Origin of the sequence: Colwellia sp. MB3u-8, assembly GCF_014076985.1 — a bacterium.
Lineage (GTDB): Bacteria > Pseudomonadota > Gammaproteobacteria > Enterobacterales > Alteromonadaceae > Cognaticolwellia.
On the sequence record NZ_JACGVA010000058.1, the window covers coordinates 302295 to 319348 of the forward strand.

Sequence of the window (17054 nt, forward strand, 5' to 3'; positions counted from 1 at the left end):
GTTGAGTAAAACCCAGTATAAGTTAGGCTAACTTAGTTTTAAATCCGTGCTAGATTAAGCTAACAACTTAATACATCAAGGTATAAAGCTTACGTCTATATTTACTCGCCAATGCGTCACCCTCAGGTAACGATTTAAGCACATCAAGCAATAAGTCTTTACTAGCGATGTCGGCACCATCTTTTTGCACTAACAAAAACAGCATCGTCAGTGCATCGTCATGGCGATTAACTTGGCTATATTGCGCCGCCAATTTTTGTTGTAATTGGACATTATCAGCATCACTGGCTAACTGTTGCTCAAGTGCTTGAATTTCAGGAGAGTCTGCAGCTTGCGTAGCTAATTCTAATTTTGCCATTAATGATTGATAAGCACTGTCTTGATCGATCATTTTAATACTTTTGAGTAGTGCCTCTGCTTCAGTAATCTTACCGGTTTGAATATAAACATCTGATAGCACTAACTTAATATCAGCACGTTCATTGTCAAGCTGATAGGCTTGAGTGATAATAGGAAATGCTTCCGACACTTTATTTTCTGCTAATAGTGTTTTCGCCTCTGCTAATAAAACATCTTGCTGTTTCGGTAAATATTTATCCAAAAATTCATTAATTGTTGCATCTGTTTGTGGTCCAGTTAGCCCATCAATTGGCTGACCATCTTGTACTAAAATTACCGTTGGTAGGCTTTGAATACCAAACTGCTGAGCAATTTGCCCCTGGCTTTCGCAATCGACTGTGCTAAATAAGAGCGTGTCGCTACAATTAGCTAATGCCATCGCCAACTTGTCGCGCAATGCAACACTTTCTGGAATTTGCTGAGCCCAAAAGCTGACCAATACCAGTTTAGTTTTTGATTCTTCAATAATAACTTGTTGAAAGTTTTCTAAGTTGATCGCAAGAGAATTTGTCATCAATGCCGTTCCAATAATAAAGATATATGTCTTTAAATTGGGGCAAAGCACCAAAGATACAAGCAACTGGGCTAAATATTTATAGCGACTCAACAAAGAGCAAGTCAAAAACAGACAGTTGAGGATTACAGCGTGATCGCAAAACTTTTAGCTTAGAACATGCGTTACAGGGTCAAAATGTTAGACACTAAATTTTAAAGCACTAACCTTTAGAACCCTAAGACTTAAACTGCTAAGCCTTAATGCTCTTATATGAGATTATTTATACTGCTGCATCCGCTATAATACAAACCGTTAAATAGCATCAGCTTTGCTTTGCACATCCTGATCTAGTCTGTTTATTCACCTAAAAACAAAGATAAAAAAACGGACATCAGCAAAGCTCATCTCCGTTTTAAATTACCGAGGTAAACACTTAGGTTTTTTGCAATAATTCTCGAGCAATGATCACTTTTTGAATTTCACTGGTGCCTTCATAGATTGATGTTACACGCACATCGCGCGCCATACGCTCCAATGGATATTCTCTAATATAACCGGCACCACCCATAAGCTGTAAGGCGTCATAACAAGCTTTATTAGCCTTTTCAGCGGCAAACAACTTAGCCATTGAAGCTGCCATACCAAATGGCTGACCTTGATCTTTAGTATAAGCGGCTTGCATCAGGAGCAATCGTGCCGCTTCCATCTCAGTATAACGTTCTGCTAACGTCCATTGTAGGCCTTGAAAGTTTGATAGTGATTGACCAAACTGTTTACGCTCAACAATATGAGCTTTAGCATAATCAAGTGCAGCAAGGCCAATACCTAAGGCTAATGAACCGATACCGATACGACCACCGGCCAACTCACCCACGGCAACACCAAAGCCTTTATTTTCAGCGCCCATCATGGCCGATGCTGGCACACGACAACGGTCAAAATGCACTTCATTGGTTGGTGACGCTTTTTGGCCCATTTTTTCTTCCGACTTACCTATGGTCATACCGGCAGTACCGGCTTCAACAATAAAGCACGAAATACCCTTACCTTTTTTTGCGGCTGGGTCGGTAACGGCCCAAACCACAAATACATCAGCAAACGAGCCACTAGTAATGTAAATTTTACTACCGCTAATAAGATAGTCATCACCGTCTTTAACGGCTTGCGTTTTCATCCCCGCGGGATCTGAGCCTGCCGCTGCTTCACTTAAACAAAAGCCACCCGCACGATACTCACCACTGCAAATTTTTGGCAAGTATTTATTTTTTTGTTCATCGTTACCTACCGCTTGAATAACTTCGGCAACCATATTAGTGACTGAAGTTGTCACCGCTGTTGATGCACAAGCGCGCGCTAATTCGGTAATCGCCAAGCTAAAAGCAACACTACCTGCTTCAACGCCACCATATTCAGCTTTAATATTTAGGCCCATAAAGCCGAGTGCATTGAGTTGCGCTAAATTTTTTAAAAATAAACTTTGATCTCTTGTTTCATCAAGCTGTGCGGCTACAGGTGCTAATTCACTATCGGCAAATTTTCGGGCCATATCTTGAATCATTATTTGTTCTTCAGTTAGAGACAAATCCATCAAACTTCTCACTTTTTATTGGCTAAATATCTATCACTATATTAATCACTAAAACTTATTAGCAACATTAGAAAGTACAATGGGTATTAGTACGACTGATAGTGATAAAACAATACCAAGAGCGTTAGCAAACTACCCTTTTGGTATCTAAAAAATACATGTATATATGAAAAATGCGCTAAAGCGCATTCTTCATAAGTTGAATATATTATAACAATTATCCGGCAACAAACCAAAGCAGACCAGCACCAAGTACTAAGCGATAAATCACAAATGGCATCATGCCGAACTTACCCACTAAAATAAGAAAGTAGTGAATACAGGCATAAGCACTAACAAACGCTAACATACTGCCTAAGCCCATCGCTGACCAATCTACCGTGCCGGCTTCCAAAATTAACTTCAACGTTAAATAACTGCCCGCCATGGCAATAGCCGGAATCGACAGTAAAAATGAAAAACGCGCGGCATTTTCTCTGCTTAAGCCCAACATCAAGCCGATAGTCATGGTAATACCAGAGCGAGATGTGCCCGGTATTAACGCGATAGCCTGTGCCAAGCCGATTAACATCGCACCTTTAAAACCTAAATTTTCAATGCTTTTATTTTGTTTAGCCTTAATATCAGCAAAGCCAAGCAAAAAGCCAAATAATAGCGTTGTGGCGGCAATAACAAGTGCACTGCGTAAATGCTCTTCAATAAAGTCTTTACCGAGTAAACCAAATAAACCAGCGGGGATGGTGGCAAAAATAATCCACCAGGCCAATTTACCATCAAAATTATTTCGCTCACCTTTTAAGGTGGCAAACCAAGCCACAGCCATGCAGCCCACTTCTTTACGAAAATAAAGCACTACCGCCAGTAAACTGCCTACATGCACGGCAACATCGAACGCTAAGCCTTGATCTTTCCAGCCGAAAACTACTGAGGGTAAGATTAAATGTGCTGAACTAGAAATAGGCAAAAACTCAGTTAAACCTTGAATTAATGCTAAAATAAAAACTTCAATTGTGCTCATTGGGGTTATACATCCTTATTTTTTATTATTTTTTTGGCCACATAAAAGCCACTGTTTTTAATTTTTGTTGGCTTTTATCATATTGTTGCCATAACTCGTCATAGCACTGGCCAATAATCGGGTGAGTCAAAGGCCCTGCAACTTCAGCTAACGGACACAATACAAAGGCATTTTTGCTAATTTCATCACGAGGTATTTGCGCTGGAGAGTCAGCAATAATGTCATCATAAAGTAATAAATCTAAATCTAATGTCCGCGGACTAAATTTTTTGGCAGCTTGGCTTCTACCATGCGCAAACTCTATTTTACGCAGTGTTGCCGCCACTTCAGCCAAAGTAAGCTCAGTATTTACTCCCGCCACCATATTGTAAAAAGCTTTACCGGCAAAGCCGACAGCCTCACTTTCAAATAATGAAGATAAGGTAAGCGAGCCAAATACCTCGGTTAAAGCATACAAGCCTTGTTCAATATAATGTTGTCGATTTATGTTACTACCCAGCGAAATATAAATTTTAGCCATTACAATGCTTGGCCTGACAAGGGTTCGCCACGTTCTATTTCAACACCTACCGTAGTCGCATTGTGGACCGCTGTTGGTTTCATTACCTTTAGGCGCAGCCAAGGAATTTTATATTCAGCGATAAGAAAGCCAGCAATACGTTCGGCAAGCGTTTCAATTAAATCTACCGGATTAGCGTTGGCAAACTCAACAATCGCTTCAGAAATTGTCGCGTAATCAAGTGTTTTAGCTAATTCGTCATTTTCTGCTGCTTGCGCCGTATTCCAGCCCATCACTAAATCAATAACAAGTGTTTGCTTTATTTCTTTTTCCCACTGGAAGAAACCGATGGTTGATTGAAAAGTTAACCCTTCAATATAGACTTTATCCACACTAAAACCCTTACCTAGCTTGGCAGTATTTAGCCATTGCATTATCAAGATAAAAATCGAGATAAAACCCGCAATCGCCACAACATACTTTAGAAAATAAATGGCGAGTTTACCTGTGCAGGTCTAGAAAAACTAGTAAACATCGCGCTACAATGTCAAAAAGCTAAAAATAATAAATTTTTATAACTTTGCTAACACCTGTTTGAGAAGGAGCTTAGTATCAGTAGTTTACTTGTAACGTTTTTAATGGTGATTATGGCTTACTTAGTAGGTTCAATTTCGAGTGCCATTTTACTTTGCAAATTACTGCACTTACCAGATCCCCGCTCAACAGGTTCAAAAAATCCAGGTGCGACAAATGTCTTACGTATAAGTAATAAATTTGTTGCGGTTTTTGTGCTGATTTTTGACATACTCAAAGGCACATTACCGGTTTGGGGGGGGTATTTCTTAGGCTTAGAACCCTTGTATCTAGGTATGATTGCTCTCGCCGCTTGTTTAGGGCACATGTACCCGATATTCTTTAATTTCAAGGGCGGTAAAGCGGTTGCTACGGCATTTGGCGTACTATTACCTATTGGTTTAGACTTAGGCGGGCTGCTTATTTTAACCTGGCTGTTGGTCGCTAAAGTTAGCCGCTATTCGAGTTTGGCCGCCATTGTTACGCTATTAATAGCGCCACTGTATACTTGGTTATTAAAGCCCATTTATCTCTACCCTGTATTAATGTTATCAGCGCTGATCATATTTAGACATAAAGACAATATTGTGAGACTACTACAGGGCAAAGAAAGCAAAATATCTTTTACCAAGAAGTAGCCTTTATTGCCGGTTTTAATCGCCAACCTGCAGCTTAAACAGGCTCTAAGGTATCTAAGGGCCAACGTGGCGTTGCCTTAAAGGTTAAATCGGTATCAACACCGGCTTTTAGGCGTTGTAAACCCGCGTAGGCAATCATGGCGCCGTTATCAGTACAAAACTCAGGCCTAGGATAGAAAACCTCCCCACCTAACTTTTTGGTGATTTCTGCTAATTTTTCTCTTAACGCCGTATTGGCACTAACACCACCCGCAATAACTAAACGATTCAAATTGCACTGTTTTAATGCCCGTTTACATTTAATGGCTAGCGTATCAACGACCGCCTCTTGAAAGGCATAAGCGATATCAGCTTGCATTTGTGCTTTTTGCTCAGGTGTTAATACTGTTTTTTCTTCTTTTCGAATGGTAACAGCGGCTGAGGTTTTCAAACCGCTGAAACTAAAGTTTAGCCCAGGTTTATCCGTCATAGGTCTTGGAAATTTATAACGACCTTTTCGACCACTTTCCGCCATTTTCGCTAACACGGGTCCGCCAGGGTAATCAAGCCCTAGTAATTTAGCTGTTTTATCAAAAGCTTCACCTGCGGCATCATCAACAGATTCACCTAATAATTCATAGTGACCGATACCATCAACACGCACCAACATGGTATGACCACCAGACACTAATAAAGCGACAAAGGGAAAGTCAGGTACATTCTCTTCTAACATGGGCGCTAGTAAATGTCCTTCCATATGATGCACAGGCACAGCTGGTAAGTTCCAGCCGTAGGCTAAGCTCCGGCCAATGGAACATCCGACAAGTAAGGCACCCACTAATCCTGGGCCAGCCGTATAAGCAACACCGTCTAAATCAGCAGGGGTTAAATTAGCTTCAGCTAGGACTTCTTTTATTAAGGGAATAGTTTTGCGGACATGGTCACGTGATGCCAGCTCAGGCACTACCCCACCATAATCAGCATGAACAGCGATTTGACTATATAACTTATGTGCAACTATACCCGCGGGTAGATTGCCTTGCCCATCGTCATAAATCGCAATACCGGTTTCATCACAAGAGGTTTCAATACCTAAAATTCGCATAATTTTTCTTTACCTAGCCCTGTTGCATCAATAGTGAATTCGACTATTCACTTGTATTAAGGTGCAGCCGTTATTTGGTTGCTGATTTTACCTATGCCCTAAGCAACTTTCAATTTATAGCGCACAAAGATAACCAAAATATTTTAAAAACTCCATTTAGCCTTTAAAATTCATGACAAAGAAACCGAGTGAGCAATTTTGTTAATATGACAGCAGCTATTTACACAGCGACTAGTATTACTGTATTCAGGCCGCTGTTGAGCTAATAAAACCAGTGAAAAAATTAATTCCACTTTACATTACTATGGCCTTCGCATTAGAATACGTCACCAATTTTTAATAGAGTGGGTGAAGATGAGGCTATTTAGCTGAAATCAGACACCATTTAATATAGATTCCTAACTAAGGTAAAATAGTACATGCCAGTAATTAAAGTAAGAGAAAACGAACCATTTGACGTTGCATTACGTCGTTTTAAACGTTCATGTGAAAAAGCAGGTATCCTTTCAGAAGTTCGCCGTCGCGAATCTTATGAAAAGCCGACTTGGGAACGTAAGCGTAAGAAAGCAGCCGCAGTAAAACGCGCAGCTAAAAAAGTTTCTCGTGAGAACGCTCGTCGCGTTCGCATGTACTAAGATACCTTAGTAAATCCTAAGTCAACTGAGTTAACTTAAGCGTAAATTAAATTATGAGTCTACTTAGTCAACTGCAAGATGAAATGAAAAATGCCATGCGTGCCAAAGACAAACTTCGTCTTGGCGTAATTCGTATGGCACTTTCTGCGATAAAGCTGGCAGAAATAGATCACAAAACAGAAGCGACTGATGAAAATGTCATTGCCTTGTTAACCAAAATGGTTAAACAGCGCAAAGAATCTATCAAAATGTTTACTGAAGGTGGTCGCGATGAACTGGCAGCTAAAGAAGCTGAAGAAGTTATCGCTATAGAATATTTTCTGCCGCAACCCTTATCTGCAGATGAAATTAACCAACTGATTACAGAAACAATTACCGAAACCGGTGCAGCCTCAATGGCTGATATGGGTAAAGTCATGGCGGTATTAAAACCGCTAATGCAAGGTAAAGCTGACATGGGCGCAGTTAGTGGCCAAGTTAGAGTAATTTTAAACAGTTAGTTAAGCTTCCTTTTGAACTTCAATGTTCATGCTGAATATAAACCGCGATAGCTTAGGCCTCGCGGTTTTATTTTAACTAGAATATAAGAAGCTACTATTTTCCAAGCCTCATTGGTGTAAAATAGGGTTTTATCTTGATGTAATGGTATTTATGGCTGGTATGATCCCTCGACAATTTATTGATGACTTATTGGCTCGAGCCGATATTGTTGAACTCATAGATTCTCGCGTGCCATTAAAAAAAGCCGGTAAAAATTACCAAGCTTGCTGCCCTTTTCATACTGAAAAATCCCCCTCTTTTAGCGTTAGCCAAGATAAACAATTTTATCATTGCTTCGGTTGTGGTGAGCATGGCAATGCGATTTCTTTTTTAATGGAATTTGACCGTTTAGAGTTTCCTGATGCCGTTGAAGAGTTAGCTTCTCATTACAATATGGACGTGCCACGCGAACAAAACACGCGCTCACCTGCACAACAAAAACAAGATCAAAAAACCTATAGTCAAAAACAAGATGACTATGAATTAATGGCGCAAATCAGCCGTTTTTTTCAACAGCAATTAAAAGTTGCCACTGACAAAAATGTCGCGATTGATTATTTAAAAGGCCGAGGCTTAAGCGGTGAAATAGTTAAGCGTTTTGGTATAGGCTATATCAGTGATGCTTGGGACGGCATGATGAAAGTATTTGGCCGCAGCGGCCAAATAAATCAACAGCTGGTTGATTTAGGCATGGCCGTTCAAGGCGATAAAAACAAACCTTATGACAGGTTTAGAGGCCGTATTCAATTTCCTATTCGCGATAAACGTGGCCGAGTTATCGGTTTTGGCGGACGGGTATTAAGTGATGGTACGCCCAAGTACCTCAACTCGCCAGAAACCCGAATTTACCATAAAGGCCAAGAGTTATATGGCCTTTATGAAGCAAAACAGGCCATTAAGCAACTAACACGCTTAGTGGTGGTTGAAGGCTATATGGATGTAGTTGCACTTGCTCAACACGGTGTTGACTATGCCGTTGCCTCACTAGGTACGTCAACAACGCCCGAACAACTACAAACCCTATTTCGCACCGTTAAAGAAGTTATTTGTTGTTACGATGGTGACCGGGCTGGCCGTGATGCCGCATGGCGTGCTCTGGACAATGCCCTACCCTTAATTCAAGATGGTTATAGTCTCAAATTTGTTTTTTTACCTGATGGCGAAGACCCTGACTCTATGATAAGAGAGCAAGGCCAGGCTGCTTTTGAAAGTATATTAGATAATGCCACGCCATTGTCACAATTTTTGTTTGAGCATTTACTAAACCAAATCGACATGAGCTCTCCCGAGGGAAAAGGTGCCGCTGTCAGTGCTTTTCAGCCTTATTTAGCCAAACTACCTGAAAGTAATCTTAAAGACGCCATTGTCACTAAGTTAGCAAATCAATTTGGTGCAAGTAACGAAATGCAATTAAAAAAATTACATAAGAGTTTTGCTAACATCGCTGAAAATAAAGCTAAAGCTAAGCGGCCTAAAATCACCCCAGTAAGACTCGCTATTGCATTACTACTTGAGCATCCCCATATAGTAGAGATACTACCAGACTCGGCAATTTTAAATGAATTAAATATGCCAGGTATACCTTTGCTCAATACGTTACTTGCATTGTGTAAGCAAAACCCAAAGGTGAATAGTGCACAATTAGTTGAGCATTTTAGAGGCCAGGAAGCCGGAAAACAACTAACAAAGCTGCTGTGTTTAGAACATCATGTTGAAGCAGAAAATGCCGAAAACATGTTTTTGGATTTAATTGAAAACTTTTTAAATGTTTTTATTGAACAACGCACAGAGCAATTATTAGAAAAAGAACGTAGTAGCGGCTTAACGTTAACCGAAAAGCAAGAATTGCACGGTTTACTAAGCGCATAGAACAATATCGTTTAAGTTATATTTAGAACAAGCAGAAGAGCAGTTTACTGCTGGTAATTTAGTAATTATTTCGCTATAATTGCCTGCTAACTGTTGTAATTTTGATAGCCATAAATAGGTGGACACTCGTCAATGGATCAAGCCCCTCAATCTAGACTTAAAGAGTTAATAGTAAAAGGTAAAGAGCAAGGTTATTTAACTTTTGCACAAGTTAACGATCATTTACCTCAGGATATTATCGATTCAGATCAAGTTGAAGACATCATTCGAATGATTAACGACATGGGTATTCAGGTGTTTGAAAACGCTCCTGATAACGACACGTTAATGATGAGTGAAGCGAATACTGATGAAGATGCTGCTGAAGCTGCTGCGCAAGCGCTTGCGACCGTTGAAAGTGAAATTGGTCGTACTACAGATCCTGTTCGCATGTACATGCGTGAAATGGGTACGGTAGAGCTACTGACGCGTAAAGGCGAAATTGTTATCGCCAAACGCATCGAAGAAGGTATCAAAGAAGTACAACGTTCAGTTTCTGAATACCCGCCAGCAATTAATTATTTGCTTGATCAATGGGATAATTTTGAAGCTGAAGAAGTACGTCTAAGCGACATTATCGTTGGATTTTTAGACCCTGATGCCCAAGACGAAGAAATTCCAGCCGCGGCAACTCATATCGGATCAGAGCTTTCTAAAGAACAGTTAGCTAATGAAGATAAATCTGATGAGGATGAGGAAGAAGAAGATACTGGCCCTTGTCCTGAAGAAGCCCGTGAAAAGTTTACTGCTTTGCGCACAGCCTACGAACTTGCTAACAAAGTCATTAAAACTAAAGGCCGTGGCCATACTGATGCACAAGCAGCAATTGATGCATTAGCTGAAGTATTTAAAGAATTTAGAATCGTACCCAAAGTATTTGACCGCCTAGTGAAAAACATGCGCAGTGTTGTGGACCGTTTACGTGTTCAAGAACGCTTAATCATGAAACACTGTGTGGTTGGTGCCGGTATGCCAAAAACTACTTTCATCAAAATATTTCCGGGTAACGAAACCTCAAAAAATTGGTTTGAAGAACAAAAAGCAGCTGGCCTACCTTACTCAAAGAGAATGGCTGACATCGAATTAGATGTTGAACGCTGTATTTATAAACTGAACATGCTAGAAGAAGAGACTTATCTCAATGTTCACGGCATTAAAGACATTAACCGTCGTATGTCGATCGGCGAAGCGAAAGCTCGTCGTGCGAAAAAAGAAATGGTCGAAGCTAACTTACGTTTAGTTATCTCAATTGCGAAAAAATATACTAACCGTGGCTTACAATTCTTGGATTTAATTCAAGAAGGTAACATTGGTTTAATGAAAGCAGTTGATAAGTTTGAATATCGTCGTGGTTATAAGTTCTCAACTTATGCTACGTGGTGGATACGCCAAGCGATTACTCGATCAATTGCCGATCAGGCGCGTACTATTCGTATTCCAGTACACATGATTGAAACGATTAATAAACTTAACCGTATTTCACGTCAAATGTTACAAGAAATGGGTCGCGAACCAACACCTGAAGAATTAGCTGAACGCATGATTATGCCGGAAGATAAAATTCGTAAAGTGTTAAAAATCGCTAAAGAACCTATTTCAATGGAAACACCGATTGGTGATGATGAAGATTCTCACTTAGGTGACTTTATTGAAGACGGTAGCGGTGAATTACCTGTTGATTCTGCCACGGCTGAAAACTTGAAGCATGCGACACATGAAGTACTAGCGGGTCTAACGGCTCGTGAAGCAAAAGTGTTAAGAATGCGCTTTGGTATCGACATGAACACTGATCATACTTTAGAAGAAGTGGGTAAGCAGTTTGATGTAACACGTGAACGTATTCGTCAAATTGAAGCAAAAGCATTACGCAAATTGCGCCATCCTTCACGTTCTGAGCAATTGAAAAGTTTCTTAGACGGTGAGTAATATTTCTTCTCGAAATATATAAATATAAAATCCAGCTAATAGCTGGATTTTTTTTGACTAGCATTTACTGTCAACACTAGACACTAGTTTACATGCTATTCGCACACGGTTGCGTTAGTGATGCTAGCTAGCAAACCATCATAATAGTATCTCTAAACATATAAGACCGGTAATTGATGTTTACATAGATGTTAATGACTAGAACAATGTAAATCATATTGTCGAGCACATATTTTAGAGTAATAACTAGCTTAAGTGGATTACACAAAACATAAAAATTTATTATGTCGACCCTTTGTAGGCGCTCAATTCATTAAACTGTTTAATATGAAGTAACCAATAAATTCCAACGAGTGATTACCAAAACAACAAATCGCTCAACTATTGAACTGTTAGACTTATTTATCAGGTTTTTAGCTTTATAAGGGTGACAACAAAATAAAAAATGCTTATACTTCCCGCCACTTTTGATGAACCTTTCGCGCTTATCAAAGCAAAGTAGAATTATGGCCCCTTAGCTCAGTTGGTTAGAGCGTCCGACTCATAATCGGCAGGTCCCCTGTTCAAGTCAGGGAGGGGCCACCATTTTAACGATTTAAGACGCCTTGTAGCGTCTTTTTTTATGCCTGAAATCCAGTAAAACCGCGCCACAACCCTACTTTCATGTGTCATTAACAACCAAAGACGATTTGTAAAACTCAACATTTGATGTACCATCATTAGTACCAACAGCTTATTTAATGAATTTCATTGGTACATTATGGCTAAAATAATCACTCCACTAAGCGATACGCAGGTAAAACAGGCTAAATCTAAAGAAAAAGAGTATACCCTTGCCGACGGTAACGGTTTACAACTTAGAGTGCGCCCTAACGGCTCAAAGCTTTGGATTTTAAAGTATTCTCAGCCGTATACCAAAAAACGGACAAATTTGGGCTTTGGGAAATATCCTGATGTTTCATTATCAAAAGCCAGAAAACAAAGAGATGAAGCCCGTAGGCTATTAGCCGATAATATTGATCCTAAAGATCACCGCATTGAACAAGCCCAACAAAAAAAAGAGGCGATAGAAAATACCTTTGGTGTTGTTGCTCAAAAGTGGCTTGATTTAAAACGGAGCCAAGTAAAAGAAGAAACTGCTAATCATGCTTGGCGCGGATTACAAAGGCATGTATTACCTACCCTAGCCAGCGTACCGCTTGATAACATAAAACCCAAAGCCATTATCGCCCTATTAACTCCTATCGCTAATAAGGGCAGTTTAGAGACCGTTAAACGCCTATGCCGTAACATTAATGAAATTATGCGCCTTGGTGTTGCTCAAGGCATTATTGAAATTAATTACCTTGCCGATATAACCAAGCTCTTTGCTGCCCCAAAAAAAACCAATATGGCGACTATTAAGCCAGAAAGACTGCCTGAGCTAATGACAGCACTCAGAGACGCTAACTTATTACGCACTACCCGATGCTTACTTCAATGGCAACTTCACACCATGACACGCCCAATAGAGGCAGCAACGGCACGTTGGGAAGATATAGACTTAGAAAACCGCGTGTGGATTATTCCAGCGGATCGCATGAAAATGAAAAAGCCACATACTATTCCCCTTACCGAGCAAACATTAGCATTACTAGACACTATCCGCTCAATGTCTGACGGCAAAAAATATTTATTTACCAATCACCGCGACCCAACTAAACACGCTAATAGCCAAAGTGTAAATATGGCATTAAAGCGCATGGGCTTTGCTGGCGAATTGGTTTCTCATGGTTTACGGGCATTGGCTAGTACCACATTAAATGAACAAGGATTTGAGCCAGATGTGATTGAAGCCGCATTGGCTCATATTGATAAAAATGAAGTAAGGCGCGCCTATAACCGAGCTGAATATTTAGAGCGTAGACGTAAATTAATGTACTGGTGGTCTGAGCATATAGAGCAAGCACAATTAGGTAAGTTTAATAAATCAAAAATCGTTAAGGTTGTAGGGATACATGAGTAAATTATTTAAATTAAAAGAATGGTTAACCTTAAATGAAGCTATAAATCATATCTCATTGGCTTTAAGTGAACCTGTTACAGAAGCAGATATTTATAGGCTTGCTTTAGATAAACATTTAACTTTGTCTGTAAACTTTGTCAATGGTGCTTGTGCGTTTTTAGGTCGAAGAGTTGGATTGGAGTATTTAGAGAGTATTACAGGGAAATTATTGGAAAGCACAGAAAATCTTAACTCAAAAGGTAAATACCCTTGGGATGGTTTATTACTCCCTAAATTAGACACAACCAAAGTTATGAGTATTAGAGGGGTTTGGGATCTAACTCTAATTGGCTCTGAAGCAATAGATCTTGAGTTCTATTACCAACAACTCACATCAGGTCTAGAAGTTACTCTAGCAGGCTTTGAAGGTGTCTTTGTTGAACAAGATGGAGTAATAGCACAGCTTTTGACAGACTTTGAAGATAATGAATTTCAAAAAGGCTCAAAAGCTTATTGTGAAAAAATTGAGAATGAAATTGATCTCAAAAATACTAGTGCTGAAGAAATTAAGAACATAAGACAGGCGTATAATAAAGAAAGGAATAAATACTTAGATTCTAGAAAAGCTAATACCAGAGAGAGTTTATACTTTCCATCCGGTGGGTTAGATGAACATGAATATGTTTTTGTTGTGCGTACATCTGAAATAAATCAATTTTTAACTGCTATTAATGATAATGAATATTTAAATACTGTAACTCCAGCAACTAGTTCACAATTCAACCTTTCTGACCAGATAACACAGACCGAAACATGGCAAGAATTATACAAGCTAGCGGAAAAAGGAATTGAAGAATTCCCTGGATGGCAAAAACATCAACGTAAGCCTCAAAAAATACCAATGGATCAAATTGATAGGTGGTTAGCAGAAACAATTAACGCGACTAAGCGAGAAGCTGAAACAATCAAAAAAATAATAATAGAAATATTTAAATTATAAATATCAACATGATAAATATGACAAAGCTTTCATCATAAGACAGATGTTTTGTCATAAATTAATCTAAGTAGCATTAAGCCTGAATCGTTCAACAACTGACTAAGGTAATTAAAAATGACTACTAACAACTTTTATAAATTAATCCGCAGACCTGAAGTTTTAACTCAAACAGCGAGGTCAAAATCCGCATTACAGCTAGATGAAAAAGCTGGTCTAATTTGCCCCCCTATTTCTATTGGTGATCGTGCCGTTGCTTATATCAAACGAGAAGTAGATGCCGTAATTCAAGCGCGTATACAAGGCCAAACGTCTGAACAAATAAAACAGCTTGTTCAAGAGCTAATCAACCAACGTCAAATCGCATTATAGGAGGCAACATGGAAAATTTATTATTTACCGCCCCTGATGGCGCTTTTCCAGAGATCACTAGTCCAGCTTATGAATTATTATCAATTCTTGATGATGAACATAAGCACGCAAGAGATCACCTTTGTACTGAGCTTGGTGGCGGCTTTAGGGCTTACCTACAACAATTAACTGGTGAGTATTATCAACATTGGTTAATTCATACCGAACAAGGCGAGTACAACGGTAAGAAACAAACATTTTACTGGCTAGATGACAGGCACTTTTCTTGTGACTGGGAGCAAGACAAAGACGCTCGAACCATTGCCCGAAAGCAATATAAAGACAGATCGTATTACGGTACTAAAAGCGCAGTTAAACGCATGGAACAAGCAAGGCAAGAAAAAGCCGAAGCTGATAAGGAATATCACCAGCGTATAGCAAGTAAAAAGCCCACAGAGGATTAACAAAGTAGGCTTTCATTTGAACTGGCTAGTGGATGAAGTTTTGCGGCTAAACCACTAGTCAACAACCAGAGTATAACTAAGTTAACAGCTTTTCAATAGTTAGTAGTTACAAACCCGTTAAATACCGCCCTATATATATTGATTGTTATTAACCGCTATTTGTAGGTTTGTTACCCCTATATTTTTAGTGCTTTGCGAACAAGGCTATATAACTACAGGTATTAGTCAGGTAAGTAATAACTAACATTGAGCTAGGTAATTAATAATATCCTTTAGTGTTATCTTAGTTATTAAAGTATCTAATGGCATATATAACACACGACAAAGCAATAACAGTAAACGGTCAAACTTGGTGGGTAAACTCGAAAGGAAGTGGGTTAATTACGCATTCCATTAAGGCAATGATTAATCAAATTGATGCCATGTTAAGTCACCACAGCAAAATTCATATAATACGGTTTGATCTGAGAGTTTATGAATATACTGAAAATAACGGCATTATTACGGCATTTAATCGCAGATTACATAAATGGCTTAAACGTAAATACAATTTAAAACGTGTTGGCTTTATGTGGTGTAGAGAAAAAGAAACAACCAAGCATCAACATTATCACTATGCGCTTATAATTGACGGTCATAAGGTTGACCACCCTCATGAGGTAAACAACAAGGTTAAAGAAATATGGCGGCAATTAGACGGCTCTGAGTACTTCCCTGAACATTGTTACTACAATATCAAAAGAGATGATTACGAGTCGATACAGAGCGCTATCTGGCGTATATCCTACTTAGCTAAAGCAAGAGGGAAAGGGTATAAACCTGATCAAGTTAAAAATTATGGTACTAGTAGAGTAATAGCAAGGAAACATACTTTATAATAACGAGATGATTGACTAGTTTAAGTAATCGACTAGGGGAAGTTAGCTAAACTACTGGCAATAAAAAGCACCAATGAAGGTGCTTAATGTTTTACATAAATTTAGCGAAACAGATCTAACTTACTGTTTTTTGAATCTACGTGATGCTAAACCCATAATACCTAATGCGAAGATAGCAAGGGTTGATGGTTCTGGAACATCTACTATTGAGCAATCATTTAAGCAAATCGTATCTATCGAGACCCCTCCAAAGCCACGTATTGCTGCGCCGCCAGAATAATCTCTAGTAGTTGACATTGTTCGTAATAATGTAGAACCATCAGATCCATATAAATTACCAGTTATAGAGTCATTTGACCCGAAATTTAGTTCAGCCTTATACCAACTATTTGATAACCAACCAAATGACAAACTATCATATCCTTGATATCCATAGTTTGGATTGTCTTGCCACATAGTATCTGAACTATTACTACCAAATACTAGAGAATGTGCTCCTGTTATGTCCGCACCATAACCAAGATAAAAGCGTCCAGATCCACTATTATCAAATTTAAACCATGATGTAATAATGTCACCTTCACTCAAAGCTATACTGTCATTATAAATCCATGAATTTGGGTTGTATACCCCGTAACTGCCATCATGAGCAGATGCGCTTGATATACTTCCATTAGCTCCTAAACTCCAATCTCCACCCCATGAGTTTTCATCAAATCCTTCAATCAATCCAGCATTAGCAAAACCACTTACAAATAAAGCCAAACCAACCAAAGTAGCTTTTAACATTTTTATATTCATTTTATATTCCCTTGTAATACATTCCTTGAAAGTAGAATGGTGTTATTAATTTTTATTTACATCTAACTAGAGCAATAATTGCGCCACAAATAATTAAATGTTATTTTTCAGTGTGATAGATGTTTTCTCGTTAGCGATTTAAGCACTTACAGTAGGTGGGTGTAAAATAACTGGACACTTACAGTAGGTGGGTGTAAAAAAACTGGACACTTACCTACTGTAGTTGATTGTTTTATTTACAATTAATTAATATTAATTGAATAACCTCAATTACA

17 protein-coding genes and 1 tRNA gene are annotated in these 17054 nt (G+C 38.9%); 11 read left to right on the forward strand and 7 right to left on the reverse strand.

Going from position 1 to position 17054, the window contains the following annotated elements; all coding sequences use genetic code 11:
• Positions 1-67: 67 nt before the first annotated feature.
• The 5 genes from H4J54_RS06090 to folB form a co-directional block, all read right to left on the reverse strand.
• Positions 68-913: a tetratricopeptide repeat protein gene (locus H4J54_RS06090; RefSeq protein ID WP_182190016.1), complete on the reverse strand. Its 846-nt coding sequence runs from the start codon at positions 911-913 to the stop codon at positions 68-70.
• Positions 914-1328: 415 nt separating this feature from the next.
• Positions 1329-2483, reverse strand: coding sequence for an acyl-CoA dehydrogenase family protein (locus tag H4J54_RS06095; RefSeq protein WP_182190017.1), 1155 nt, complete (start codon positions 2481-2483; stop codon positions 1329-1331).
• Between the two features lie 217 nt (positions 2484-2700).
• Positions 2701-3501, reverse strand: coding sequence for an undecaprenyl-diphosphate phosphatase (locus H4J54_RS06100; RefSeq protein WP_182190018.1), 801 nt, complete (start codon positions 3499-3501; stop codon positions 2701-2703).
• A 25-nt stretch (positions 3502-3526) separates the two neighbouring features.
• Positions 3527-4021 (reverse strand): 2-amino-4-hydroxy-6-hydroxymethyldihydropteridine diphosphokinase, encoded by a 495-nt coding sequence (gene folK, locus H4J54_RS06105; RefSeq protein WP_182190019.1) that lies wholly within the window; start codon positions 4019-4021, stop codon positions 3527-3529.
• Complete coding sequence (folB, locus tag H4J54_RS06110) at positions 4021-4392, reverse strand: dihydroneopterin aldolase (RefSeq protein ID WP_182190020.1); 372 nt, start codon at positions 4390-4392, stop codon at positions 4021-4023. Before folB ends, folK begins: the two co-directional genes overlap by 1 nt.
• A 246-nt stretch (positions 4393-4638) precedes the next feature.
• Between folB and plsY the strand changes: the two genes are divergently transcribed.
• The gene (gene plsY / locus H4J54_RS06115) at positions 4639-5211 is read left to right on the forward strand and encodes a glycerol-3-phosphate 1-O-acyltransferase PlsY (protein ID WP_182190021.1); all 573 of its coding nucleotides are present in this window, start codon (positions 4639-4641) and stop codon (positions 5209-5211) included.
• Between the two features lie 34 nt (positions 5212-5245).
• Here plsY and tsaD read toward each other — a convergent pair whose 3' ends face one another.
• The gene (gene tsaD / locus H4J54_RS06120) at positions 5246-6295 is read right to left on the reverse strand and encodes a tRNA (adenosine(37)-N6)-threonylcarbamoyltransferase complex transferase subunit TsaD (RefSeq protein WP_182190022.1); all 1050 of its coding nucleotides are present in this window, start codon (positions 6293-6295) and stop codon (positions 5246-5248) included.
• Between the two features lie 419 nt (positions 6296-6714).
• Between tsaD and rpsU the strand changes: the two genes are divergently transcribed.
• The 10 genes from rpsU to H4J54_RS06170 all read left to right on the forward strand — a co-directional run bounded on the left by rpsU (position 6715) and on the right by H4J54_RS06170 (position 15978).
• Positions 6715-6930, forward strand: a complete 216-nt coding sequence (gene rpsU, locus H4J54_RS06125) for a 30S ribosomal protein S21 (protein WP_011045067.1) — start codon at positions 6715-6717, stop codon at positions 6928-6930.
• A gap of 53 nt (positions 6931-6983) precedes the next feature.
• Positions 6984-7430: a GatB/YqeY domain-containing protein gene (locus H4J54_RS06130; RefSeq protein WP_182190023.1), complete on the forward strand. Its 447-nt coding sequence runs from the start codon at positions 6984-6986 to the stop codon at positions 7428-7430.
• 151 nt (positions 7431-7581) lie between these two features.
• Positions 7582-9339 carry a DNA primase gene (gene dnaG, locus H4J54_RS06135; protein WP_182190024.1) on the forward strand — a complete coding sequence of 586 codons (1758 nt, stop codon included), beginning with the start codon at positions 7582-7584 and terminating at the stop codon, positions 9337-9339.
• A 132-nt stretch (positions 9340-9471) separates the two neighbouring features.
• Positions 9472-11304 (forward strand): RNA polymerase sigma factor RpoD, encoded by a 1833-nt coding sequence (gene rpoD / locus H4J54_RS06140; protein ID WP_182190025.1) that lies wholly within the window; start codon positions 9472-9474, stop codon positions 11302-11304.
• A gap of 508 nt (positions 11305-11812) precedes the next feature.
• Positions 11813-11889: transfer RNA gene (locus tag H4J54_RS06145), tRNA-Ile, on the forward strand.
• Positions 11890-12064: 175 nt separating this feature from the next.
• The gene (locus tag H4J54_RS06150; RefSeq protein ID WP_182190026.1) at positions 12065-13309 is read left to right on the forward strand and encodes an integrase domain-containing protein; all 1245 of its coding nucleotides are present in this window, start codon (positions 12065-12067) and stop codon (positions 13307-13309) included.
• Positions 13302-14288 (forward strand): hypothetical protein, encoded by a 987-nt coding sequence (locus H4J54_RS06155; RefSeq protein ID WP_182190027.1) that lies wholly within the window; start codon positions 13302-13304, stop codon positions 14286-14288. The genes H4J54_RS06150 and H4J54_RS06155 overlap by 8 nt, the downstream gene beginning before the upstream one ends.
• Positions 14289-14402: 114 nt before the next feature.
• A complete protein-coding gene (locus H4J54_RS06160; protein ID WP_182190028.1) occupies positions 14403-14657 on the forward strand; it encodes an AlpA family transcriptional regulator in 255 nt (84 codons plus the stop codon).
• 8 nt (positions 14658-14665) lie between these two features.
• Positions 14666-15100: a hypothetical protein gene (locus tag H4J54_RS06165; RefSeq protein WP_259367119.1), complete on the forward strand. Its 435-nt coding sequence runs from the start codon at positions 14666-14668 to the stop codon at positions 15098-15100.
• 302 nt (positions 15101-15402) lie between these two features.
• On the forward strand, positions 15403-15978 hold the full coding sequence (locus H4J54_RS06170; protein WP_182190029.1) for an inovirus-type Gp2 protein: 576 nt from the start codon (positions 15403-15405) through the stop codon (positions 15976-15978).
• Between the two features lie 120 nt (positions 15979-16098).
• Here the strand turns inward: H4J54_RS06170 and H4J54_RS19395 are convergent, their stop codons facing one another.
• Positions 16099-16779: a PEP-CTERM sorting domain-containing protein gene (locus tag H4J54_RS19395; protein ID WP_259367120.1), complete on the reverse strand. Its 681-nt coding sequence runs from the start codon at positions 16777-16779 to the stop codon at positions 16099-16101.
• Positions 16780-17054 lie beyond the last annotated feature (275 nt).